This is a genomic window from Clostridium sp. AM54-37XD (genome assembly GCF_003478225.1).
Classification (GTDB): domain Bacteria; phylum Bacillota; class Clostridia; order Lachnospirales; family Lachnospiraceae; genus Coprococcus; species Coprococcus ammoniilyticus.
The window spans coordinates 30,333-52,628 of sequence record NZ_QUEV01000006.1 but is presented as its reverse complement, the minus strand read 5'-3'; the positions used below and the strand labels follow the sequence as shown (position 1 = coordinate 52,628).

Below are 22,296 nucleotides of genomic sequence, written 5' to 3'. Positions count from 1 at the left end.
TGGTGGATAATAACTGTCTGAATATGAAATACAGAAAAAGGAGACTGACAATGGCAGAAGAACTTACATTAGAAAAATTTGAAGAGGCATATAATATAATTAAAAAAGTTGTTTTACCAACAAAGCTGGTAGAGAGCGAATATTACAGCAACCTGACAGGAAATAAAGTATTTTTTAAACCGGAAAATATGCAGCTTACCGGAGCGTATAAGATCCGTGGAGCATATTATAAGATCAGTACACTGACAGACGAAGAAAGACAGAAAGGTCTGATCACTGCATCGGCCGGAAATCATGCACAGGGTGTTGCATATGCAGCAAAAGCATATGGGGTAAAAGCAACGATCGTTATGCCATCGTCAACTCCTCTGATCAAAGTAAACCGCACCAAATCATATGGTGCAGAGGTTATCTTATATGGAGATGTATACGACGAATCCTGCGCATATGCATTAGAGCTTGCAGAAGATAAGGGTTATACCTTTATTCATCCATTCGATGATCTGGATGTTGCAACCGGACAGGGCTCTGTCGCAATGGAAATCATCAAGGAGCTTCCGTTTGTAGATTATATTCTTGTTCCGATCGGTGGTGGCGGACTGGCTACCGGTGTATCTACACTGGCCAAGATGATGAATCCGAATATCAAAGTGATCGGTGTAGAACCCGCAGGCGCAAATTGTATGCAGGTTTCTTTGAAGAATAAGAAAGTAACGACACTTCCAATGGTAGACACGATCGCAGATGGTACAGCAGTTAAGACTCCGGGATCAAAGATCTTCCCATACATTCAGAAGAATCTGGACGGTATCATCACAGTAGAAGACAATGAACTGATCGTCTGCTTCCTTGATATGTTGGAAAATCATAAGATGCTGGTTGAAAATTCCGGTCTGCTTACTGTTGCAGCCTTAAAGCATCTGAATGTGAAGGGACAGAAGGTTGTCAGCATCTTAAGTGGCGGTAATATGGATATGATCACATTTGCATCCTTAGTACAGCACGGACTGATTGCCAGAAGCCGTATCTTCACAGTTTCAACCTTGCTTCCGGATAAGCCGGGCGCATTGATGAATATTTCCAAGATTATTGCAGATTTACAGGGAAATATCATCAAACTGGAGCATAACCAGTTTGTATCGATCAACCGTAATTCGGCAGTTGAACTTGTGATCACACTGGAAGCATTTGGTCCGGAACATAAGCAGCTGATCATTAATACGCTCGCAGAACATGGTTACAGACCAAAGGAAAAAATGACAACAGGAATTTATAATTAATGATAAATGTAACTGTAAACGGAACAGAACAGATCAAATGTAATAAAGGAGATAATCTGTATCAGGTACTGACTGCGGCAGGATATGTCTTCGCAGGAAACTGCGGCATGAAAGGACGCTGTAACCGGTGTCTGGTATGGAATCAGGATACTGGCAGTTTTGTAAAAAGCTGCCAGTACATTGTAGATAGGGATATCTCGATACGGCTGGAGGAAGAACAGCTTACCGGTATTACAGGGCATAAGATGAATCTGCCAACCGAACAGAGAAAGAAGTCTGTTACTTCCGCATATGGCATTGCCATTGACATCGGTACGACTACGATCGGTATGGAGCTTGTGGATCTGAATGAGAAAGCAGTTAAATGCTCATTCAGTACGCTTAACTCACAGATCGCGACAGGTGCTGATGTCGTAGCGAGGATTCAAGCGGCAGATACAAAGGAAGGTCTTAAGCATCTGCGGTCACTTTTGTTTTCGGATATTCAAAAGGGTGTTGACCATATGCTTATAAATACGCCGGAAGCTGTAGATCATATCCGCAGATATGTTCTGGCAGGAAATGCAACGATGCTTTCGATCGCAGAAGGGCTTACGACAGAGAATCTGTTTGGATATCCGTTTACACTTAAGAATTCGGATATCCGGGTGATAGAACAGAATGACTTTATCGTTTCTCCATCTTTTGAGAATGCGGCTTCGGATGTTATCTGTCTGCCGAATATTGCTGCATTTTCCGGCGCAGATATTGCAGCAGGCGCAGTTGCCGCAGAGATTGATCGGGATTTCTCATATCGTATGCTGATTGATCTTGGAACAAACGGGGAGATCATTCTCTGTAATAAGGAATACGGAGTGGCGACCTCTGCTGCCTGTGGTTCAGCGTTTGAAGGATGTTTTCGTACAGCAAATGTATTCGGTTCGAATATATTTGACATGCTGGCATTATTGTTAAAACGGGGACAGATGGATGCGGAAGGAGTGCTTGCGGAACCGTATTTTGAATCCGGTATCTCGATGGGAAGCAACATGAAGATTGACATGGAGACGATTCGGGCATTTCAGCTTGGAAAATCAGCAATTCTTTCAGGAATCATGATGCTTGTAAGAGAGATCGGTATTGAGCTTTCCGATATTGCTGAAGTCTGTATTGCAGGAGGCTTTGGATTCCATCTAAATTTGACAAATGCAGTAACACTGGGACTATTCCCGCAGAGCTTTCAGGGGAAAATGAAGGTTCTTGGCAATACTTCACTTGAGGGCGCATATTTGTCCTTGATTGAACCGGGTTTTATTGATACAATAAACAGGTTTAAAGAGAAGATCCGGTATGTGGATCTGAGTAATCGTTCGGATTTTAATACAATATATATCGAGCATCTGCCGTTTCGGATATATTAGACCGGAATAAGTATGAAAGATAGAGTAAGCTGATATTCTGGAAGCTTTTTCATACATTTTGGAGATGCAGAGTTGAGGCGTAGAATATGGAATTACTGAGTATTGCCAGTGGTAGCAGTGGAAATTGCTATTATGTAGGCAACGAAGAGACACATCTGCTTGTAGATGCAGGCGTAAGTGGTAAGAAAATTGAAACAGCATTAAATGAGATCGACCGGAAACCGTCAGATTTGGATGGAATTCTTGTAACACATGAGCATATTGATCATGTAAAAGGACTTGGTGTTATGGCGAGAAAGCATGGCATACCGATCTATACAACAGGGGGAACGATCTCTGAGATTAAGAAAATGTCGTCCGTTGGAACGATTGATGACAGCTTGTTTCATGAGATCGAACCGGATGAACCATTCATTATTAACAATCTGTCGATCGATGCATCAGCGATCTGGCACGATGCCGCTGATCCGGTATGTTACAGTATCAGTGACGGAAAAAGTAAATTTTCCATTGCAACGGATATGGGGAATTTTGATGACTATGTTGTAAATAAATTAAAGAATTCCGATATCATGGTGATCGAAGCAAATCATGATATACGGATGCTTCAGGCGGGACCATATCCATATTATCTGAAGCAGCGTATTCTGGGAAACCGCGGACATCTGTCCAACGAGCGTTCCGGACAGTTAATAAAAGCATTGTTAAACAGTCATATCAAAGCAATCCTGCTTGGTCACCTGAGTAAGGAAAATAATTTTGAAGAACTGGCATATGAGACGGTAAAGCTTGAGCTTTCAGATAATGAATATGCATCGGATGTCAGGGAATTCGGTCTTGAGGTAGCGAGACGCGATCGGCCCGGTGCTTTGCTCACAGCCGGAAATTAATGATAATGAATTGTTCATCAATTATAAAAATACTATTTGAAGAAGATTCTTTTGCATATCAAAAGAATTTATTATAAAACCAAATAAATGGTGATATATAGGAGGATACATACATCATGAAAAAAAGAATTATTACAGTAGTTGGTAAAGACAGCATCGGAATCACAGCAAAGGTCTGTGTATACCTTGCAGAGAACAGTGTCAATATCCTTGATATTGCACAGACAATTGTAGGCGGGTACTTCAATATGATGATGGTCGTTGATATACAGGAATCTTCAAAGTCAACAGAAATTATCGCAAATGAACTGAAAGAGATCGGCGATGAGATTGGTGTACAGATTAAGGTACAGCATGAGAAAATCTTTGAAACCATGCACAGAATCTAAGATTTAGAATAGAAAAAGGCGAAAAGAGGTCACACTATGATTAGTATAAATGAAGTAATTGAAACCAATGCCATGATCAGCAAGATGAATCTGGATGTCAGAACGATCACAATGGGTATCAGCCTGTTAGACTGCGTTGGTGCGGATGTAGGAGAAACCTGTGAGAAGATCTACACCAAGATCACAACAAAGGCAAAGGATCTTGTATTTATCGGAAATGATATCGGAAGAAAATATGGTATTCCGATCGTAAATAAAAGAATCTCAATCACACCAATCGCATTGATCGGAAGTTCTGTTTGTAAGTCAACAGATGATTATGTAACGATCGCAAAGACATTGGATAAGGCTGCAGATGCCGTAGGCGTAAACTTTATCGGTGGTTATTCCGCTCTTGTATGTAAGGGCATGACTCCATCCGATGAACTTCTGATCCGTTCCATTCCGGAAGCACTTGCATGTACCGGTAAGGTATGCAGCTCTGTAAATGTCGGTTCTACAAAGACAGGTATCGATATGGATGCTGTAAAACTGATCGGTGAAATGGTAAAAGAGACAGCAGAGCTTACAAAAGAGGAAGATTCCCTTGGATGCTGCAAGTTCGTAGTATTCTGTAATGCACCGGATGATAACCCGTTTATGGCTGGTGCATTCCATGGCGTTACAGAGGGCGATTGCGTTATCAATGTCGGCGTCAGCGGTCCCGGTGTTGTTAAGAGTGCATTGGAAGAAGTTCGTGGTGAGAATTTTGAGGTTCTCTGTGAAACGATCAAGAAGACAGCATTTAAGGTTACAAGAGTTGGACAGCTTGTTGCAAAGGAAGCATCCGAACGTCTCGGTGTTCCGTTTGGTATCGTAGATTTGTCACTTGCACCTACACCCGCAATCGGAGACAGTGTTGGTGAGATTCTTGAGGAGATTGGTCTGGAATATGCCGGTGCTCCGGGAACTACAGCAGCACTTGCTTTATTAAATGATCAGGTAAAGAAGGGCGGTGTTATGGCTTCTTCTTATGTTGGTGGTTTAAGTGGTGCATTTATCCCTGTCAGTGAAGATCAGCGTATGATCGATGCGGTATCAGCAGGTGCACTTTCTCTTGAAAAATTAGAGGCAATGACCTGTGTATGTTCTGTTGGACTTGATATGATCGCAATTCCCGGTGATACATCAGCAGCTACCATTTCCGGTATCATTGCAGATGAGATGGCACTCGGTATGATCAATCAGAAGACAACGGCTGTACGTCTGATCCCTGTTATCGGCAAGGGCGTTGGTGATCAGGCTGAATTTGGTGGACTGCTTGGCTATGCACCGATCATGCCGGTCAACCGGTTTTCATGTGAAAAATTTATCAACCGTGGAGGCAGAATCCCTGCACCTATCCACAGTTTCAAGAACTAATATAAATAACGGAGAATAAAATGAGAAAGCTTGCATTATCAGATGAGATTTTAATGAGTATCGAAAAACCTGCCAGATATATCGGAGGGGAATATAACAGTGTCATGAAGGACAAGGAACAGGTCGATGTCAGATTTTGCATGTGTTTCCCGGATGTGTATGAGATCGGAATGTCCCATCTCGGCATCCAGATTTTATATGACATGTTCAACCGGAGAGAAGATACCTGGTGTGAACGTGTTTATTCTCCGTGGCCGGATCTGCATAAGGTTATGAAAGAACAGCACATTCCGTTATTTGCCCTAGAGTCTCAAGATCCTTTAAAAGAGTTTGATTTTCTTGGCATCACTCTTCAGTACGAAATGTGTTATACGAATATCTTGCAGGTGCTTGATCTGGCTGAGATTCCGATCTGGTCGAAAGACCGGAAAAAAGGGGATCCGATTGTGATCGCAGGTGGTCCCTGTTCTTACAATCCGGAACCGATCGCTGATTTCTTTGATATTTTCTATATCGGAGAGGGCGAAACAGTGTATGGTGATCTGATCGAATTATATAAGATCTATAAACATTCCGATATGACAAGAGAAGAATTCCTGATCAAGGTGTCACAGATTCCGGGGCTTTATGTGCCGGCTCTTTATGATGTCACTTATCATGAGGATGGAACGATCGCATCCTTTGGACCGAAATATGAAGGTGTTCCAAAGACGATTCTGAAACAGGTGGTTACGGATATGTCATCCGCTGTCTATCCGGAGAAGCCGGTTGTCTCTTATATGAAGGTTACACAGGACCGTGTTGTATTGGAGATCATGCGTGGCTGTATCCGTGGATGCCGATTCTGTCAGGCGGGTATGATCTATCGTCCGACCAGACCGAAGGATGTAAACGTACTGAAGCATTATGCGGAGGCTATGTTAGACAATACCGGTCAGGAGGAGATTACCTTCAGTTCGCTTAGTTCCAGTGATTATCAGTCACTTCCTGAGCTTACGGACTGCTTGATCGAGAAGATGGACAACAATCATGTCAATATCTCCCTTCCATCCCTCAGAATCGATGCATTTTCCCTTGATGTTATGCAGAAGATTCAAGATATCAAGAAGAATTCCCTGACATTTGCACCGGAAGCCGGAACACAGCGATTAAGAAATGTTATAAATAAAGGTCTGACAAAAGAGAATATATTAAACGGTTCGTTACAGGCGTTCCTTGGCGGCTGGAATAAGGTCAAGCTGTACTTTATGATGGGACTTCCGACAGAGACTTATGATGATATTACAGGTATTGCAGACCTCTCAGAGGAGATCAGTGAACTGTATTTTGCAAATATACCAAAAGAGAAACGGGATGGTCGTGTCATGGTATCGGCTTCCGCATCTTATTTCGTACCAAAGCCATTTACACCATTCCAGTGGGCGCCGATGATAACACCGGAGGAATTCCAGAAGCGTGCGTATTTTGTTAAAGATAAATTCCGTGAAGCAAAGAACCACAAGAGTCTGAAATTCGCATACCATGAAGCGGATATCACCATCTTAGAAGGTTTGCTTGCCAGAGGTGACCGTAAGCTCTGTCAGGTAATCTATGATGTCTATCAGTCCGGACAGATTTTTGATGCGTGGACGGAATATTTTGATAAATCAAACTGGGACAATGCGCTTGAAAAGAATCATATTGATATCGGCTTCTATACCTATCGTGACAGATGTGTAGATGAGATCCTCCCGTGGGATTTCATAGATATCGGAGTGACAAGAAAGTTTATGGAAAAGGAATGGGAGCGCGCACAGGCAGAGGTCGTTACACCAAACTGCCGGATGAAGTGTTCCGGCTGCGGCGCAGCGAAGTTTGGAGGAGGTGTTTGTTTTGAAAATAAGAATTAAATACTCCAAACTTGGAAATCTGAAATTTATCGGTCATCTGGATGTCATGCGTTATTTCCAGAAGGAGATCCGCCGGGCAAAGCTGGATATCAGTTATTCCAAAGGTTATTCTCCACACCAGATCATTTCATTTGCAGCACCGCTTGCACTTGGGATTACATCGGATGGTGAATATTTTGATGCAGAATTTAATTCTGTGACAACTTCGGCTGAGATGATCGAAGCTTTAAATGCGGTATCCGTTGATGAGATACATGTTACGAAATGTGTGCAGATCCCGGAGAATGCAAAGAATGCTATGTCGATCGTTGCTGCATCGGATTATGAGATCACATTCCGGGAGCAGAATGATCTCAGTGAAAAACTGCTTGCTTCCGTTGAAGAGTTGAATAAACAGGACGAGATCATTGTATTAAAGAAAACAAAAAAGAGTGAAAAAGAAGAAAATATCCGTCCGGGTATTTTAAAGCTGGAACGGAGAGGTGACAGTATCTACATGCTGTTACAGACCGGAAGTGTCTATAATCTGAAACCGGAATTAGTGGTAAAGGCATTATATGACCTTTGCGGTGAGACCTATGATTTCTTCCGGATCTATATTCACCGACTGGAAACGTATTATGACAAAGACGGCTCGTTACAGCCGCTTTATATGGCAGGTGAAGAATTCTGATGAATAAGCTTGTAATAACAAATTATGAAGATCATATACTGGAAGCTCTTTATTCGGATGGAAAGCTGTCAGATCTGATGTTATTTGATCGACAATCCATCTTATCGAATATCTATGTCGGCAAGGTGGAAAATATCGTGTCCAATATAGACGCAGCCTTTGTCGATATCGGTACAGGGCTTCCGTGCTATTATAGTATCACTGATAATAAACATATATTTTTAAATGCAAAAAAAGATTCTGTGTTAAAAGCCGGAGACGAGATTCTCATACAGGTAAGCAAGGATGCAATCAAGACAAAGAATCCGGTCGCTACGTCGGAAATTGAATTGAAGACAGAAAATCTTCTTGTGAATACATCAGGCAGGATTGGTATATCCGGGAAGATCCGAAAGAAAGAGACAAGAGATCATCTGCACCAACTGGCGAAGAGAGTATTGCCGGATGGATTTGGCTGTATCTTACGAACTGTCTGTCAGGAGCTGCCGGATAAAGTTATATTGTCGAATTTAAACGAACTATCTGAAAAATTAGAACAGATCATACAGACAGCAAAGACCAGAACCTGTTATCCTGTCTGTATAAGAATGATGCGGAATATCTCGATTATTTTATATTAAAGCATAATGCAGGGCTTCAAGAGATCGTAACGGATCAGAAGGCGGTATTTGATGAATTCGAGACCTATCTGTCAGAGAAACAGATTACGGATGTGAAGCTTACCATGTATAATGATAAGAACTGTAATCTGCTGACTTTATATAATCTGCCAAGAGATCTGGAAAATCTGAAAAAGGAACGGGTCTGGATGAAGTCGGGCGCATATCTGGTGATTGAACAGACAGAAGCGATGGTCGTGATCGATGTAAATACCGGTAAATCGGTCGATAAACATTCTTTTGAGGAACATCTGCTCCGTATCAATTCTGAAGCGGCAGTCGAGGTATGCAGACAGTTAAGACTGCGGAATCTGTCGGGGATCATCGTAGTTGATTTTATAAATATGAAGCAATCGGGCTCAATGGATATTATAAAAGATATCCTTGAACAGGAGCTGGCAAAGGATTCTGTTCCGGCAGCATTTGTGGATGTTACTAAGCTTTCTCTGGTAGAATTGACCCGAAAAAAAATTCGCAAATCGTTGAAAGAACAGTTGACAAAATAAAACCAAAATGGTAGAGTGTACTAGTGTGCCGCACAGTGAGGTATAAGTTCGCATATTTTTATGCGACACCACAACTGGCGAGTTTGATTAAGGAGGTAAACCCTATGTACGCAATTATAGCAACAGGCGGTAAGCAGTACAAGGTAGCTGAAGGAGACGTAATCAGAGTTGAGAAGCTTGGAGCAGAAGCTGGCAGCGAAGTAACATTTGACGACGTTATTTTAGTAAGTACTGATTCAGACGTTAAATGTGGTGATGCAGTTGCAAACGCAACCGTTACAGCATCTGTAATTGGTGATGGCAAGGCTAAGAAGGTAGTTGTTTACAAGTACAAGAGAAAGACTGGCTATCATAAGAAGAATGGTCACAGACAGGCTTATACACAGGTTGAGATCAAGTCAATCAACGCATAATCTGTTATGATAAAGGTAACCATTTATAAAAACGCTAATTCAGACACAATGGGATTTTATGTATCCGGTCATGCAGGATATGCAGATTCAGGATCTGATATCGTATGCAGTGCTGTATCGGCACTTGCGATCACGGTTGTGAATTCTGTTGAACGCTTTTGTGAGGAAGCATTTCATGTAGACAGCGATCAGAAAAACGGAGATATGAAGTTTCTGTTTGATGAACAGCCGGGACATGATGCCTTACTGATCATGGGAGTGTTTGAGACAGGTATTACGGATATCAGTGAATCCTATAGTGATTTTGTTTGTATAACCTTTAAGGAGGTGTAATTGAAATGATGAAGATGGAACTTCAGTTTTTTGCTCATAAAAAAGGTGTGGGTTCTACTAAGAACGGCAGAGATTCCGAGTCTAAGAGATTAGGAGCTAAGCGCGCTGACGGTCAGTTCGTTAAGGCTGGAAACATCCTTTACAGACAGCGTGGAACAAAGATTCATCCAGGTCTTAACGTTGGTATCGGCGGAGATGATACATTATTCGCTACTGCTGATGGTATCGTTAGATTTGAGAGAAAGGGTAGAGATAAGAAGCAGGTTTCTATTTACCCTGTAGTAAATGAGTAATATTACTTAGTTTATGCATGTTATTAGCCGGAGTAAATATAGTTTATTCCGGCTTTTTCTTTACATACGGATGTATGTATAAAGGAGGAAAGCAATGTTTGCAGACAGAGCCAGAATATTTATCAGAGCAGGAAAAGGCGGAGACGGACATGTATCCTTCCGTCGTGAGAAATACGTGCCGGACGGAGGTCCGGATGGCGGAGATGGCGGCAAAGGTGGAGACGTGATCTTTGTAGTAGATGAAGGTTTGAACACCCTGACTGATTTCAGACATATAACAAAGTACAGAGCACAGGATGGCGAACCGGGCGGTAAGAGAAACTGTCATGGCGCAAATGGTGCAGATGTTGTATTAAAAGTTCCGCCAGGAACTGTCATTAAGGATTCTGAGACAGGAAAAGTGATCCTTGATATGGCAGATAAGAAAGAACCGGTCGTACTGTTAAAGGGTGGACGAGGTGGACGAGGTAACCGTAATTATGTTACGTCAACCATGCAGGCTCCAAAGTACGCACAGCCGGGACAGCCGGCAAAAGAATTGATCGTCGATCTGGAACTTAAGTGTATCGCAGATGTCGGTCTTGTTGGTTTCCCAAGCGTAGGTAAATCAACCTTCCTTGCAAGAGTTACAAATGCAAGACCAAAGATTGCAGAATATCATTTTACGACACTGACACCAAATCTTGGTGTTGTAGATCTCGGAGAGCATAATGGATTTGTTATCGCGGATATTCCGGGAATCATCGAAGGCGCAGCAGAGGGTGTCGGACTTGGTCTGGAATTCCTGCGTCATATCGAACGTACAAAGGTGATCATCCACATTGTTGACGCAGCTTCGATCGATGGCAGAGATCCGGTCAATGATGTAAAGATCATTAATGAAGAATTGAAAAAATACAACAAGGATATCGAAAGCCGTCCAACGGTTATAGCGGCAAATAAGATCGATGCCTTAGATGAGATCGGTTACGAGACTGTGATCGAGATGTTAAAGGAAGAATTCGAAAAAGACGGTGTGAAGATATTCCCAATCTCAGCAGTATCCGGTAAGGGTATTTCCGAGCTTTTATGGTATGTCAACGACCTTGTAAAGAATGCACCGGATGATGTAGTCGAATTCGAACCGGAGGTTGATCTCGATTTCCATGATAATCCGGATCTTCCTTTTGAGGTCAGCTACAATGAAGAAGATGACGTATATGTGATCGAGGGACCTCGTATTGAACGTATGCTTGGATATACGAATCTGGAATCAGAAAAAGGATTTGAGTTCTTCCAGAAATTCTTAAAGACAAACGGTATCTTAGACCAGCTGGAAGCGCTTGGAATCGGCGAAGGCGATACCGTTCGTATGTATGGACTGGAATTTGATTATTATAAATAAAGATAAATGTGATAACAAACCGGCAGGTGATTCTGCCGGTTACAGGATATAAGTTAGGAGTATACTATGACAAGTAAGCAGAGAGCATATTTAAAAGGACTGGCAATGAATATCGATCCGATCTTAAACATCGGCAAGAGTTCCCTGACACCGGAATTTACACAGTCTGTAAATGAAGCGTTAGAGGCCAGAGAGCTGGTTAAGATCTCAGTATTAAAGAATTGTCTGGATGATCCGAGAGAAATGGCTGCCATGATCGCAGAACGTACCAAATCAGAAGTCGTTCAGGTCATCGGCCGTAAGATCGTATTCTATCGTCCATCCAAAGAGCATAAGAAAATCGAGCTTCCAAAATAATATGAAAGATCAGAACATGAAGATTGGTATTTTAGGCGGCAGCTTTAATCCGGTTCATAACGGCCATCTGGAGCTTGCAAAACAGGCTCTGGCGCAGTTTGCACTGGATCAGATCTGGCTGATGCCGAATCATATCCCGGCATACAAGAAGTGGGACAGATCGGTTACAAATGAAGACAGACTCCATATGGTAGAGCTTGCAGTAAAGGATCATGACAGACTTCGTTGTTCGGATCTGGAATTACAGCGTGGCGGAGTTACCTATACCGTTGATACACTGGCACAGCTACATGAACAGTATCCGGATACGGAATGGTATTTCATCATGGGTGGGGATTCGATCCTTGCATTTGACAGCTGGAGAGAACCGGACAGGATTCTTTCTCTCTCTAAATTGATCGTTACAACGAGAGATCAGATCCAGGCGGAAGATATCGAGGCTAAGATCCGGCATTTAAAGAAACTATATGCAGATGCGGATATCAGACAGATGCAGATCCATCCGGTTGATGTGTCATCGTCCGGCATCCGGGAAGCCATTAAAAACGGACAGGATATATCAGGAGCCGTACCAATGGCAGTATACCGCTATATTAAGGAATATGGGCTATATCAGACGGATGAAAACCTTGATCAAAACCTTGATCAACAGACAAATAATTGACGCAGATTGGTAAAACAGTATAATATAGCTCAGAAACAATTTACAGGAGAAGGGGCAGAACAATGAACAGACAGGAAATGAGAGAGAAACTTCAGAAGAAACTGACAGATCGAAGATTTGAGCATTCGTTAGGGGTAGAATATGTATCAGGCTGTCTGGCTATGGTACATGGTGTAAATGTAGAAAAAGCACTGACTGCAGGACTATTACATGATTGTGCAAAGTGCCTTTCACCGGAAGAAAAGATCGAGCGTTGTACGAAGAATAATCTTCCGATCAGCGAATGTGAATATAATAATCCGGAACTCTTACATGCCAAGCTTGGGGCATTCTACGCAAGAGAAAAGTACGATGTAAAGGATCCGGATATCCTGTCTGCAATCGCATGTCATACCACCGGAAAACCGGCAATGAATATGCTTGAGAAGATCCTGTTTGTTGCAGACTATATCGAGCCGAACCGGAAACCATTAAAGGAGATCGAGGAGATCCGGAAGGAAGCATTTACCGATATTGACAAATGCATCGTTCATATACTGAAAAATACTTTATCGTATCTTGAGACCACAACGGATGATACTGATCCGATGTCAATCGATACTTATAATTATTATGTTGCTCATCAATCGGTAGCGGATAAGCTGAAAGAAGACGATATTTAAACAGGCAACAATAAATAAACGGATGGGGTACAATATTAAAATCAATATACAGAGCAGGAGGAGCGTCATATATGAATACAGCACAGGAAATGGCAGCAATTGTTTATAAAGCCTGGATGATAAAAAAGCCTTTGATATTAAGATACTTGATATTAAAAAGATCTCTGCTGTAGCTGATTATTTTGTTATTGCAGACGGAACAAACAAGAATCAGGTACAGGCGATGTGCGACAGTGTGGAAGAAGAAATGCACAAAGCCGGATATTCTTTAAAAAGTGTGGAAGGATATTCACAGGGAGGATGGATTTTGTTAGATTATTATGATATAATTGTTCATATCTTTTCGGATGAGGCACGCAGATTCTATGATATCGAACGCATCTGGAATGATGCAGCCGATGTAACAAAGGATTTACTTTCATAGATATGTTTTTGGGGTAGGTATGAACGATAACAGATTATTAAAAGACAATTATATAAAGATCAATCATATAGCAGCGAAGTGTATGCGTTTTTTTTGTTGCACTGATAGTTGCGTTATGGGCATTTGCATTTTTCAGCAGAGAATGTACCTTGTAGTGGTTACGATATGTATGGTTCTCTGCTGTATTTTTTCGCTTATTCCAACACTTGTTATTGACTTTTTCAAGCATGACAGGAATGAGGCAATCAAATATGTAGTCATATGTATCGCAGTTTTTAACTGTATGATATTGAGCTCTGTATTTTCCCATATGGCACTGGTTGTCTGGATCTTCCCGATCCTGCTGACATCGTTATATTATAATAAGACGCTGGTCGTATTTACTGCGCTGATGTCTACTGTCGGTGTTATCCTTGCAGATTTTATCAATCTTACATACTGTGATTTCATGGTTGCGCCGATTTATCTGGACTATACAGACAGCATGGTCTTATCGGTATTTCCATGTGTGATCACGATTCTGATCCTGTCACTCGTTGCATATTTCATTGTATCCAGGAACTCTACGATGCTGAATTCCGTAATTGATAACGCAGAAGAAGTAAAGAGCAATCAGAAAGAGCTGATATTTGCATTTGCTGAATTATCCGAGAGTAAATCCAAATATACAGGAGAACACATCAAACGTGTAGCAGATTACATGCGGGTGCTCGGAAAGGCATCCGGTTTTGATGATGATTACGTTGATAAGCTGTCAACGGCTGCCATGATGCATGACATCGGAAAGCTTATGATCAGTGAGGAGATCCTGGATAAGCCCGGTAAACTGACAGATGAAGAATTTGCGATCATGAAAAGTCATGTTCTCTATGGTGATGCACTTCTGGAGCATTGTCCGGGTGAGATCATGCAGATTGCAAGAACGATTGCAAAGGAGCATCATGAACGCTGGGACGGAACAGGATATCTAGGTATGAAGGGTGAGGAGATTGCCTATATCAGCCGTTTAATGGCGGTATGTGACGTTTTCGATGCACTTACCTCTGAACGGTACTACAAGCGCGGATGGTCCGTAGAAGAGACGTATAATGAGATCGTAAGCCTGTCCGGAAAGCATTTTGATCCACAGGTTGTAGAGCTGTTCAAGCAGAACTTTGACGCATTCAAGGAGATCGCAGAGAGACAGCCGGATAAACAGGTATATTAATTAAAGATGATATAATAAAATGCACCTCTTAATTGATATTCCTCTTGTCGAGTAGACAGGTGGAATATCAGTTTGTCAGGTATTTGTTATGCCTGATATCGTTTGAGGTGCATTTTTATAAAAAATTTGAACAAATTAAGTATGATTAGATAAAATTGCGGAACAGACCTATCACACGGCCTAGGATCTCGCAATGTTCGACAAGGATCGGATCCATATAATCATTTTCCGGCTGTAACCGGATATAACCATTTTCTTTATAAAATGTCTTAACTGTTGCAGAATCCTCGATCAATGCAACGACGATTTCGCCATTTCTGGCAGAAGAGCACTGCTCAACAATTACAAGATCCTTTTCATAAATACCTACATTGATCATACTGTCACCCTTTACACGAAGCATAAAGGTCTGGTTATTCGTATTATGAATATATTCCGGTGGAACAGGGAAATAGTCTTCGATGTTCTGTTCAGCAAGGATAGGCTGACCACAAGAAACCGTTCCAACGATAGGGATGTTTACCAGTTCCCGTTTGGTAAGTGAAAAATCATCGTCTATGATCTCAATTGAGCGGGACTTTGTCAGATCCCTTCTGATATAGCCCTTTGCCTCTAATGATGATAACTGAGCATGTACAGAAGAAGTAGACTTCAGATCAACAGCCTGACAGATTTCTCTGATTGATGGCGGATACCCCTTTGCAAGAATCTCATGACGTATATATTCAAGGATCTGCGTTTGCTTATCCGTGAGCTTTTCTTTACCCATATGTAAATCCTCCTAAATGTATTTAAAAACTTATATAAATAATAGTAGCACACAATTGTTTGTTTTGCAAACAAATGTTCTTTTTCTTGTGTGTGTTTTTTTCCCCATCCATATTGGTATTATAAAGGAGTGATCGGGATATGACGAATGTATTTTCGAGTAATCCATACAAATGTTCGAAAATATATTGACAAATGAACAACTGTTCGATATAATTTATTCAAACATTTGTTCAGAAGATTATATTATATATAGAATTGAGTTTTAAGGAGGAAAAGAACATGAAGAACGTAGTAAGATTTATCAGTACAAAGAAGATTTTCATTATAGCAGGTATTATTCTGGTTACAGTATTGTATATCCTTATATCACATAAGGATTCACCGGCAACCAGCGCATCGAACGCAAGTAAGAAATATTATAAATGTATCACCATAGAAGAAGGAGATACCCTTTGGGACATCGCAAATGAATACAAGACGGAAGAGTATGCTTCCACACAGGATTATATCGATGAAGTGCTTGCGATGAATAATCTGAATACAGATGTCATCGTAGATGGAACTAATTTACTGATTCCATATTATAAAGTAAATGATTACGAATAAATAATAAAAAGTATCTGTTATGCAATGTTATATTGACTGTCTGTTTGAATTAAGATTTACCATATAACATAAAAACAGATACTTTTTATTTTTAAAAACAGGAGTATATATATAATCATAAAACAAGTATAGAATACAGAATAAATTCTATACTTAAATCCGATTATCTGGCATCTTTATTGTAAAGTCTTGGATTGTCAATCTTTACAGGCCAGCCATCCAGAGTTCCTCGTTCAATAGCGGAAAAAATCCGTTGTTTGCAACCGGGAGTTTCCTTTTCCAGCTCCGCCAGTGCCTGTTTTGCATATTCACGTTTCGTATATCCATCGGCAGGACATGGACTTTTAATCACAGGAAGCTGCATATCATTTTTAAAAGAGATAATTTCACCTTCGTTTATATACATAAGAGGGCGAATAACCATCAATTTGCTTTTATCCAGATATGTTTTTGGTGAGAAAGTATGGATTCTGCCTTCGAATAATAAGGACATTAAAAAGGTTTCAATAAAATCATCCTTATGATGCGCATAAGCGATCTTATTACATCTGAGATCATTTAGTTTCTGATTTAATGCACCTTTTCGCATTTTCGCGCATAGAGAACATGGATTTTTCTCTTTACGGATATTAAATACTATATCATATATTTCTGTATCTACAATATAATAAGGAACATAAAGTTCTTTGCATAATTGTTCGATCTTTGTAGTATCAAAATTATCAAAACCGAGATTAACTGTAATAGCGATCAGATCAAATTTTTTTGGATAGAATCGTCGTAATTCAGCCAGAGCATAGAGTAAAGTCAGGCTGTCCTTACCACCAGAAATTCCAACTGCAATTTTATCACCATTATCGATCATTTCATATGAATCGATGGCACGTCTAGTATAACTTAATAACTTTTGTAAATTCATATAATTACCTCAAAATGATAAGATTTGTTTCATAACCGTGTATATTATACTTATAAATGAAATTTGTTTCAAGGAGATATCTATACAATTCTTCGAAAGACAATCTTAACAACATATGAAGGAAATTCTACAAGAATAAAACGGATTTTTGTTTGACATGAAATAAAGAATTGCATTTGGAGTCAGAGTGTGATATAACTAATTTAACAGGCATAACTATTCGCTAAACTCAGGTTTTACGAAAAGTTGTGTCGGAATAATAGGAAGGTAAATCTATTATGGCAAATGAATATACAAATGACATCAATATAAAAAATACAATTTCACTAAGAGATATTCTTGCAGAGCTTCCTTCATATGTCAAGGTTGTCTTTCGAGGAATTGAAAATAAGGCTTCATCCAGAACGCGACTTGGTTATGCCATCGACATAAAGACATTTTATAACTTTTTATGCAGCGAATGTCCACAGTTTCGTGGACGTAAGCCGATCGATATCACCTTGGATGATATTTCAAGGCTTGAGGCTGAAGACATCGAGGAATATCTGGAATATTTGAAATATTATGAAAAAAACGGAAAGATCTATACGAACGGTGAACAGGCAATTAAACGTAAATTATCGGCTTTACGTGTATTCTATGCATATCTCTATAAAAATAACCGTATAAGTTCAAATCCGGCTGAAAAAGTAGATATGCCAAAGATTCATGGAAAAACAATAACCAGATTAGACATAAATGAGATTGCGGATTTTTTAGATGCTGTTGAATATGGTGATCATTTAACCGAGCACCAACAGGCATATCATGCAAAAACAAAGGTTCGTGATCTTGCAATTCTAACCCTTATGCTGGGAACCGGCATAAGGGTATCGGAATGCGTCGGCATCGATCTGAATGATGTGGATTTTAATAATGGTCGAGTGAAGGTAACCAGAAAAGGCGGTTATGAATCTTATGTCTATTTCGGTGATGAAGTTACAGATGCTTTAACGGATTATTTTGAGGAACGCAAACATATAGAGCCTGTATCCGGACATGAAAATGCTCTATTCTTATCCAGTCAGAGAAAACGAATGTCTGTTCGTTCTGTTGAAATGTTGGTGAAGAAATATTCTGAAGGTGTTATCCCTATGAAGCATATCACTCCACATAAATTAAGAAGTACCTATGGTACAGAATTATACAGGGAAACCGGTGATATCTATCTGGTTGCTGATGTCCTTGGACACAGTGATGTAAATACGACAAGAAAACATTATGCAGATATGGATGAGGACAGACGACGAAGTGCAAGAAATCGTGTTCAGTTGCGGGAAAAACGCGACAATTAAAAAATGCGCTGAGTTTTTCTCAGCACATTTTTCATTATGTAAAATCATTTGTCATTTATCCGAGTCATAAAGTATTATCAAGAATACCTGTATGAATGGTTATTAATTATATGTATTATATATTGCATTAATATTTGGTAACGGCATCGTATAACATATCTACACAATTATCAATTCCAAACTGGCTGGAATTCAGGCAGATATCGTAGCCTTTCATCTCGCCCCAACGCTTGGATGTGTAATAGTTGTAGTAAGATGCACGCGACTTATCTTCTTTACGGATCAGATCCTTAGCTTTCGCATCAGTCAGTTCATATTTCTGCGCAATACGTTTTATACGATCATCGATATCTGCATATATAAATGCATTTACAATATTGGAATAATCTCTTAAAGCATAATCGGCACAACGACCTACAAATACGCAGGAACCATCTTTTTCCGCAATAGATTTGATCGTGTCAAATGCAGCCAGGAATACCTTATGATTCAGTGGTAGCTCGCCGGATGTTCCGAATCCCAATGAATACGGATCCATTACCAATGTATAGAGAAAACTGTTTGTTGGTTTCTCGTCAAAATTCTCAAATAATTCTTCGCAGATGCCACTATCTCTTGCCGCGATCTTTAAAAGTTCCTTATCATAAAATGGAATACCAAGCTTTTCAGCAAGTTTCTGTCCGACTTCTCTTCCGCCACTTCCGAACTGTCGTCCTATTGTAATGATTTTGTTGCAAGCCATAATAAAAGCCCCCTTTGCAAGTATGATTTTAATTTGCTATAAAGAATAAACAACTGTTTTCTGTATAAAAACTATAAATTTGTTTACTTTTTATAGTAAAAATTATAACATTTCCACAAAAAAATGTAAATCAAAAAATTCGTTTTATATTAATTTTAATATAAAACGAATTTTAAAGCTCCAGTTGTTTTAACAGTTTCTGGAAATACTCAGGGAGTTCACTTGAAAATTCCACATATTCTTTTGTAGACGGATGAATAAAACCAAGTACACCGGCATGAAGTGTCTGCCCCTGCAGGTGATATGGCTGATTTTAGGTCCATATACGGCATCTCCTAAAAGCGGATGCTTGATATGTGCCATATGGACACGGATCTGATGTGTCCGTCCGGTTTCCAACTGACATTCGATCAGACAGAAATTGTTTTTCAGTTTTTTCAGAACTTTATAATGGGTGACTGCATGTCTGCCATTCTTATAATTAACCGCCATTTTTTTACGGTCGGTTGGATGTCTTCCAATCGGAAGATCTACCATACCTTCATCTTCTGTAAAATAATTATAGCAGATCGCATAGTATTTTCTTGTAATCGAATGAACGGCAAGCTGCTCCGACAGAAAATTATGTGCAGCATCATTTTTGCAGACAACAAGAAGCCCGGTTGTGTCCATATCAATCCGATGCACGATACCGGGACGAAGTTCTCCGTTAATGCCAGATAAAGAATCCTTGAAATGATACATCAGACCATTTACCAGTGTTCCGGAATAATGTCCGGGAGCCGGGTGAACGACCATGCCCTTTGGTTTGTTTACAATGATGATATCATCATCTTCATATACGATATCAAGCGGAATATCTTCCGGTTCAATTTCTACAGGTAAAATATCCGGGATCGTAATATCTATTTTGTCACCAGACGCGATTTTCAAGCTTGGTTTTGCCTTTTTATCATTTACCAGTACATTTCCATCATCTAACAGTTTTTTCAGAAATGAGCGCGAATAATCGTCAAAGTAATCGGCTAAACTTTTATCAACCGTTTGCCTTTCCAGTTTTCATCTGCTTCAATATTATAAGTTTCCATATATTATTCCTGCTCTGAATCTTTCTTTGACTTTCCAAATAGATCGTCCAGTTCATTATCCTTGTATTTGAACAGGATAAAAACCAACAGGATGATCATACTACAGGTTACATAGATATCTGCAACATTAAAGACCGGAAAATTGATCAGACGGAAATCAAACATATCTATTACATAACCAAGACGGATACGATCGATCATATTTCCGACAGCTCCGGAAAAAACAAAAATAAATAAAATCCGAAGATCTTTGTACCTATTCATCTTTAACATCCGAACATAAAAATATACAAGAAATGCCAGAACAAGAATGGTTATTGCCAGTAGAAAATAACGCTTTCCCTGCAAGCTGCCCCATGCAGCTCCTTTATTTTGAATATATGTAATATGAAAAACCTGTTTGATAACAGGTATTGTGTCATATAAAGCCATATGACTTGTGATCAGAAATTTCACAATCTGATCCAGTCCGATCAAAAGAAGTATACTTATACATGCAAGAATACTGTTTTTTTTCATTATCGTTACCTTTCTGGAGTATATCTTTTATTAGCAATTCCCTGTCCGACATTCATTCAGACAGGGAATTAAAGAAAAATTCTATTATATTATTCGTTTCTGAATTTGAATGGATCAACAAATGATCCACCACCTAAATTTTTTGTGTAAACAGAAGAATCACTGGCAACATTGCTGCTGTCTGCACTTCCACCAAGTGTGGAATCGCCCATTCCTGAGCCTCCGCCACCGCCGAGTGTAGATTCTTCTCTGCCCTGAGGATCTCCTCCAAAGGATGCAAAGGAACCTGATCCGGCGTTTTCACTGCCAGATGAACCTGGTGTATAGACGGCAGCATTTCCGTTGAAATACTTGGCATCCTTCATGATCTCATCAAAGTCTACTCCCAATTCTTCATTAATTGGATTGGTAGCAAGAAACTGAAGATGAGAATCCATCAGATTTTTAAATGCCATTGTATAATCACGATACTGCTGTTTGATTCCTTCAATGCTGTCTTCAATCCGATCCAGCTCTTCCCGTGCCTGATGAACTATGTTATTTGCCTTGATTTTGGCATCATTTTCAATGATCTTAGCCTTGTCATTTGCATTCTTCGTAGCTTCTTCTGCATTCTTCTCTGCAAGCATAAGTGATTTCTGAAGCTTCGATTCTGTTGTTCTGTAATGAACCAGACTATCGGTAAGTGTTTTTACCTGATTTGTTAATTCAGCATTAGACTTATATAATTCCGTATAACTCATGACAACAATGTCAAAAAATGAGTCAACATCTTTTTTTGTATACCCCATGCCATGCTGAAATTTCTTTTGTTGTAAATCAACAGGTGTAAGCATTTGTAATCCTCCCTATCATACCTTCAGAATATGTTGATACAGACTGATATCAAAATTGACTTAATATTTTCCTAATTCAGGAGAAAGAAAAGCATCATTTAATAACTCTTCTCTGAGATCGCCTGATACATAGATGTCAGCAGGTGCTGCAATAAATATATTACCGGATATCGCCTGTAATGAACCATCTAAGGAATAACATGCGCCGGCAATGAAATCAATGATACGCTGGGCTGTTGATAACTCCATACCTTCCATATTGATCACAATCGCCTGACCACCCTTTAAATGGTCAATGATCATCTGGGCATCATCAAATTCATCTGGTTTAATAACAAATACCTGCTGGGAACCTCCCTGGCTTCTGTTGTTAAAAGATACAAGTTTTGAATTGCCTGATGATGCTGGAGCTGATGTTCTGGCAGCTTTTGTAAATTTCTGCTTTTTTGCAGGCTGGGCTGCTGTCTGTGATGCAGCGGTAAAGGAAGATGCACGTCCGTTTACAGCTTTGGTCTTTGGAACATAATCCTCTTCGAAATCCTCTTCGTCATCGTCATCATATTCATCATCTTCAAATAAATCATCTTCATATTCATCACTGGACTCATCTACTTTGAAAAAATCCAGAAAGCTTTTTTTTCCATTCTTTGCCATAAT

The 22,296-nt window shown here is 39.9% G+C and carries 26 protein-coding genes and 1 pseudogene; 20 read left to right on the top strand and 7 right to left on the bottom strand.

What is annotated here, in order from left to right; translation table 11 throughout:
* Positions 1 to 50: 50 nt before the first annotated feature.
* The 18 genes from ilvA to DXA07_RS06910 all read left to right on the top strand — a co-directional run bounded on the left by ilvA (position 51) and on the right by DXA07_RS06910 (position 14,824).
* The gene (gene ilvA / locus DXA07_RS06990; RefSeq protein ID WP_021943901.1) at positions 51 to 1,280 is read left to right on the top strand and encodes a threonine ammonia-lyase; all 1,230 of its coding nucleotides are present in this window, start codon (positions 51 to 53) and stop codon (positions 1,278 to 1,280) included.
* Positions 1,280 to 2,680: an ASKHA domain-containing protein gene (locus tag DXA07_RS06985; protein ID WP_118484006.1), complete on the top strand. Its 1,401-nt coding sequence runs from the start codon at positions 1,280 to 1,282 to the stop codon at positions 2,678 to 2,680. The genes ilvA and DXA07_RS06985 overlap by 1 nt, the downstream gene beginning before the upstream one ends.
* 86 nt (positions 2,681 to 2,766) lie before the next feature.
* Positions 2,767 to 3,570: an MBL fold metallo-hydrolase gene (locus tag DXA07_RS06980; RefSeq protein ID WP_118484004.1), complete on the top strand. Its 804-nt coding sequence runs from the start codon at positions 2,767 to 2,769 to the stop codon at positions 3,568 to 3,570.
* A gap of 116 nt (positions 3,571 to 3,686) precedes the next feature.
* Positions 3,687 to 3,959: an ACT domain-containing protein gene (locus DXA07_RS06975; RefSeq protein WP_008400881.1), complete on the top strand. Its 273-nt coding sequence runs from the start codon at positions 3,687 to 3,689 to the stop codon at positions 3,957 to 3,959.
* 36 nt (positions 3,960 to 3,995) lie between these two features.
* On the top strand, positions 3,996 to 5,360 hold the full coding sequence (locus tag DXA07_RS06970) for a PFL family protein (RefSeq protein WP_008400880.1): 1,365 nt from the start codon (positions 3,996 to 3,998) through the stop codon (positions 5,358 to 5,360).
* A gap of 20 nt (positions 5,361 to 5,380) precedes the next feature.
* Complete coding sequence (locus DXA07_RS06965; protein ID WP_118484002.1) at positions 5,381 to 7,249, top strand: TIGR03960 family B12-binding radical SAM protein; 1,869 nt, start codon at positions 5,381 to 5,383, stop codon at positions 7,247 to 7,249.
* Positions 7,224 to 7,922, top strand: a complete 699-nt coding sequence (locus DXA07_RS06960) for a TIGR03936 family radical SAM-associated protein (protein WP_118484000.1) — start codon at positions 7,224 to 7,226, stop codon at positions 7,920 to 7,922. The genes DXA07_RS06965 and DXA07_RS06960 overlap by 26 nt, the downstream gene beginning before the upstream one ends.
* Positions 7,922 to 8,542 (top strand): ribonuclease E/G, encoded by a 621-nt coding sequence (locus tag DXA07_RS13440; RefSeq protein WP_243013799.1) that lies wholly within the window; start codon positions 7,922 to 7,924, stop codon positions 8,540 to 8,542. The genes DXA07_RS06960 and DXA07_RS13440 overlap by 1 nt, the downstream gene beginning before the upstream one ends.
* Entirely contained in the window at positions 8,452 to 9,087 is a 636-nt protein-coding gene (locus DXA07_RS13435; protein WP_348980792.1) for a ribonuclease E/G, read from the top strand. The genes DXA07_RS13440 and DXA07_RS13435 overlap by 91 nt, the downstream gene beginning before the upstream one ends.
* Positions 9,088 to 9,191: 104 nt before the next feature.
* Positions 9,192 to 9,500, top strand: coding sequence for a 50S ribosomal protein L21 (gene rplU / locus DXA07_RS06950; RefSeq protein ID WP_008400876.1), 309 nt, complete (start codon positions 9,192 to 9,194; stop codon positions 9,498 to 9,500).
* A gap of 6 nt (positions 9,501 to 9,506) precedes the next feature.
* Positions 9,507 to 9,833: a ribosomal-processing cysteine protease Prp gene (locus DXA07_RS06945; protein ID WP_117807548.1), complete on the top strand. Its 327-nt coding sequence runs from the start codon at positions 9,507 to 9,509 to the stop codon at positions 9,831 to 9,833.
* Between the two features lie 5 nt (positions 9,834 to 9,838).
* A complete protein-coding gene (gene rpmA / locus DXA07_RS06940; RefSeq protein ID WP_004850948.1) occupies positions 9,839 to 10,126 on the top strand; it encodes a 50S ribosomal protein L27 in 288 nt (95 codons plus the stop codon).
* 94 nt (positions 10,127 to 10,220) lie between these two features.
* Entirely contained in the window at positions 10,221 to 11,510 is a 1,290-nt protein-coding gene (gene obgE, locus DXA07_RS06935) for a GTPase ObgE (RefSeq protein WP_117784837.1), read from the top strand.
* Between the two features lie 66 nt (positions 11,511 to 11,576).
* Positions 11,577 to 11,867, top strand: a complete 291-nt coding sequence (gene yhbY, locus DXA07_RS06930; protein WP_008400872.1) for a ribosome assembly RNA-binding protein YhbY — start codon at positions 11,577 to 11,579, stop codon at positions 11,865 to 11,867.
* A 16-nt stretch (positions 11,868 to 11,883) separates the two neighbouring features.
* Positions 11,884 to 12,531: a nicotinate-nucleotide adenylyltransferase gene (nadD, locus tag DXA07_RS06925; protein WP_182427477.1), complete on the top strand. Its 648-nt coding sequence runs from the start codon at positions 11,884 to 11,886 to the stop codon at positions 12,529 to 12,531.
* A gap of 62 nt (positions 12,532 to 12,593) precedes the next feature.
* Positions 12,594 to 13,193: a bis(5'-nucleosyl)-tetraphosphatase (symmetrical) YqeK gene (gene yqeK / locus DXA07_RS06920; protein ID WP_021943890.1), complete on the top strand. Its 600-nt coding sequence runs from the start codon at positions 12,594 to 12,596 to the stop codon at positions 13,191 to 13,193.
* A 136-nt stretch (positions 13,194 to 13,329) separates the two neighbouring features.
* The gene (gene rsfS, locus DXA07_RS06915) at positions 13,330 to 13,617 is read left to right on the top strand and encodes a ribosome silencing factor (RefSeq protein WP_348980791.1); all 288 of its coding nucleotides are present in this window, start codon (positions 13,330 to 13,332) and stop codon (positions 13,615 to 13,617) included.
* A gap of 142 nt (positions 13,618 to 13,759) precedes the next feature.
* Positions 13,760 to 14,824 carry an HD-GYP domain-containing protein gene (locus DXA07_RS06910; protein WP_243013797.1) on the top strand — a complete coding sequence of 355 codons (1,065 nt, stop codon included), beginning with the start codon at positions 13,760 to 13,762 and terminating at the stop codon, positions 14,822 to 14,824.
* A gap of 145 nt (positions 14,825 to 14,969) precedes the next feature.
* Here the strand turns inward: DXA07_RS06910 and lexA are convergent, their stop codons facing one another.
* Complete coding sequence (gene lexA, locus DXA07_RS06905) at positions 14,970 to 15,593, bottom strand: transcriptional repressor LexA (RefSeq protein WP_008400862.1); 624 nt, start codon at positions 15,591 to 15,593, stop codon at positions 14,970 to 14,972.
* Positions 15,594 to 15,874: 281 nt separating this feature from the next.
* On the opposite strand from lexA, the gene DXA07_RS06900 reads away from it, so the two are divergent.
* A complete protein-coding gene (locus tag DXA07_RS06900) occupies positions 15,875 to 16,201 on the top strand; it encodes a LysM peptidoglycan-binding domain-containing protein (protein ID WP_117822627.1) in 327 nt (108 codons plus the stop codon).
* A 163-nt stretch (positions 16,202 to 16,364) separates the two neighbouring features.
* Here the strand turns inward: DXA07_RS06900 and DXA07_RS06895 are convergent, their stop codons facing one another.
* Entirely contained in the window at positions 16,365 to 17,120 is a 756-nt protein-coding gene (locus DXA07_RS06895) for an ATP-binding protein (protein WP_118483994.1), read from the bottom strand.
* 278 nt (positions 17,121 to 17,398) lie between these two features.
* Here DXA07_RS06895 and DXA07_RS06890 point away from each other — a divergent pair, with 278 nt between their 5' ends.
* Entirely contained in the window at positions 17,399 to 18,454 is a 1,056-nt protein-coding gene (locus DXA07_RS06890) for a tyrosine-type recombinase/integrase (RefSeq protein WP_021943876.1), read from the top strand.
* Between the two features lie 127 nt (positions 18,455 to 18,581).
* Here the strand turns inward: DXA07_RS06890 and DXA07_RS06885 are convergent, their stop codons facing one another.
* The 5 genes and pseudogenes from DXA07_RS06885 to DXA07_RS06865 form a co-directional block, all read right to left on the bottom strand.
* Positions 18,582 to 19,196 (bottom strand): cytidylate kinase-like family protein, encoded by a 615-nt coding sequence (locus tag DXA07_RS06885; RefSeq protein ID WP_021943875.1) that lies wholly within the window; start codon positions 19,194 to 19,196, stop codon positions 18,582 to 18,584.
* Positions 19,197 to 19,368: 172 nt separating this feature from the next.
* Positions 19,369 to 20,284 (bottom strand): annotated as a pseudogene (locus DXA07_RS06880) (RluA family pseudouridine synthase).
* Positions 20,285 to 20,287: 3 nt separating this feature from the next.
* On the bottom strand, positions 20,288 to 20,803 hold the full coding sequence (gene lspA / locus DXA07_RS06875) for a signal peptidase II (protein ID WP_118483992.1): 516 nt from the start codon (positions 20,801 to 20,803) through the stop codon (positions 20,288 to 20,290).
* Between the two features lie 89 nt (positions 20,804 to 20,892).
* Complete coding sequence (locus DXA07_RS06870) at positions 20,893 to 21,639, bottom strand: DivIVA domain-containing protein (RefSeq protein ID WP_117822630.1); 747 nt, start codon at positions 21,637 to 21,639, stop codon at positions 20,893 to 20,895.
* Between the two features lie 60 nt (positions 21,640 to 21,699).
* Complete coding sequence (locus DXA07_RS06865) at positions 21,700 to 22,293, bottom strand: cell division protein SepF (protein ID WP_021943871.1); 594 nt, start codon at positions 22,291 to 22,293, stop codon at positions 21,700 to 21,702.
* Positions 22,294 to 22,296 lie beyond the last annotated feature (3 nt).

What these genes read in the sequence shown, in the direction of transcription:
- ilvA (WP_021943901.1), top strand. Translation starts at nt 51, where the DNA reads ATGGCAGAAGAACTTACATTAGAAAAATTTGAAGAGGCATATAATATA.
- DXA07_RS06985 (WP_118484006.1), top strand. Translation starts at nt 1,280, where the DNA reads ATGATAAATGTAACTGTAAACGGAACAGAACAGATCAAATGTAATAAA.
- DXA07_RS06980 (WP_118484004.1), top strand. Translation starts at nt 2,767, where the DNA reads ATGGAATTACTGAGTATTGCCAGTGGTAGCAGTGGAAATTGCTATTAT.
- DXA07_RS06975 (WP_008400881.1), top strand. Translation starts at nt 3,687, where the DNA reads ATGAAAAAAAGAATTATTACAGTAGTTGGTAAAGACAGCATCGGAATC.
- DXA07_RS06970 (WP_008400880.1), top strand. Translation starts at nt 3,996, where the DNA reads ATGATTAGTATAAATGAAGTAATTGAAACCAATGCCATGATCAGCAAG.
- DXA07_RS06965 (WP_118484002.1), top strand. Translation starts at nt 5,381, where the DNA reads ATGAGAAAGCTTGCATTATCAGATGAGATTTTAATGAGTATCGAAAAA.
- DXA07_RS13440 (WP_243013799.1), top strand. Translation starts at nt 7,922, where the DNA reads ATGAATAAGCTTGTAATAACAAATTATGAAGATCATATACTGGAAGCT.
- rplU (WP_008400876.1), top strand. Translation starts at nt 9,192, where the DNA reads ATGTACGCAATTATAGCAACAGGCGGTAAGCAGTACAAGGTAGCTGAA.
- DXA07_RS06945 (WP_117807548.1), top strand. Translation starts at nt 9,507, where the DNA reads ATGATAAAGGTAACCATTTATAAAAACGCTAATTCAGACACAATGGGA.
- rpmA (WP_004850948.1), top strand. Translation starts at nt 9,839, where the DNA reads ATGATGAAGATGGAACTTCAGTTTTTTGCTCATAAAAAAGGTGTGGGT.
- obgE (WP_117784837.1), top strand. Translation starts at nt 10,221, where the DNA reads ATGTTTGCAGACAGAGCCAGAATATTTATCAGAGCAGGAAAAGGCGGA.
- yhbY (WP_008400872.1), top strand. Translation starts at nt 11,577, where the DNA reads ATGACAAGTAAGCAGAGAGCATATTTAAAAGGACTGGCAATGAATATC.
- nadD (WP_182427477.1), top strand. Translation starts at nt 11,884, where the DNA reads ATGAAGATTGGTATTTTAGGCGGCAGCTTTAATCCGGTTCATAACGGC.
- yqeK (WP_021943890.1), top strand. Translation starts at nt 12,594, where the DNA reads ATGAACAGACAGGAAATGAGAGAGAAACTTCAGAAGAAACTGACAGAT.
- DXA07_RS06910 (WP_243013797.1), top strand. Translation starts at nt 13,760, where the DNA reads ATGTACCTTGTAGTGGTTACGATATGTATGGTTCTCTGCTGTATTTTT.
- lexA (WP_008400862.1), bottom strand. Translation starts at nt 15,593, where the DNA reads ATGGGTAAAGAAAAGCTCACGGATAAGCAAACGCAGATCCTTGAATAT.
- DXA07_RS06900 (WP_117822627.1), top strand. Translation starts at nt 15,875, where the DNA reads ATGAAGAACGTAGTAAGATTTATCAGTACAAAGAAGATTTTCATTATA.
- DXA07_RS06895 (WP_118483994.1), bottom strand. Translation starts at nt 17,120, where the DNA reads ATGAATTTACAAAAGTTATTAAGTTATACTAGACGTGCCATCGATTCA.
- DXA07_RS06890 (WP_021943876.1), top strand. Translation starts at nt 17,399, where the DNA reads ATGGCAAATGAATATACAAATGACATCAATATAAAAAATACAATTTCA.
- DXA07_RS06885 (WP_021943875.1), bottom strand. Translation starts at nt 19,196, where the DNA reads ATGGCTTGCAACAAAATCATTACAATAGGACGACAGTTCGGAAGTGGC.
- lspA (WP_118483992.1), bottom strand. Translation starts at nt 20,803, where the DNA reads ATGAAAAAAAACAGTATTCTTGCATGTATAAGTATACTTCTTTTGATC.
- DXA07_RS06870 (WP_117822630.1), bottom strand. Translation starts at nt 21,639, where the DNA reads ATGCTTACACCTGTTGATTTACAACAAAAGAAATTTCAGCATGGCATG.
- DXA07_RS06865 (WP_021943871.1), bottom strand. Translation starts at nt 22,293, where the DNA reads ATGGCAAAGAATGGAAAAAAAAGCTTTCTGGATTTTTTCAAAGTAGAT.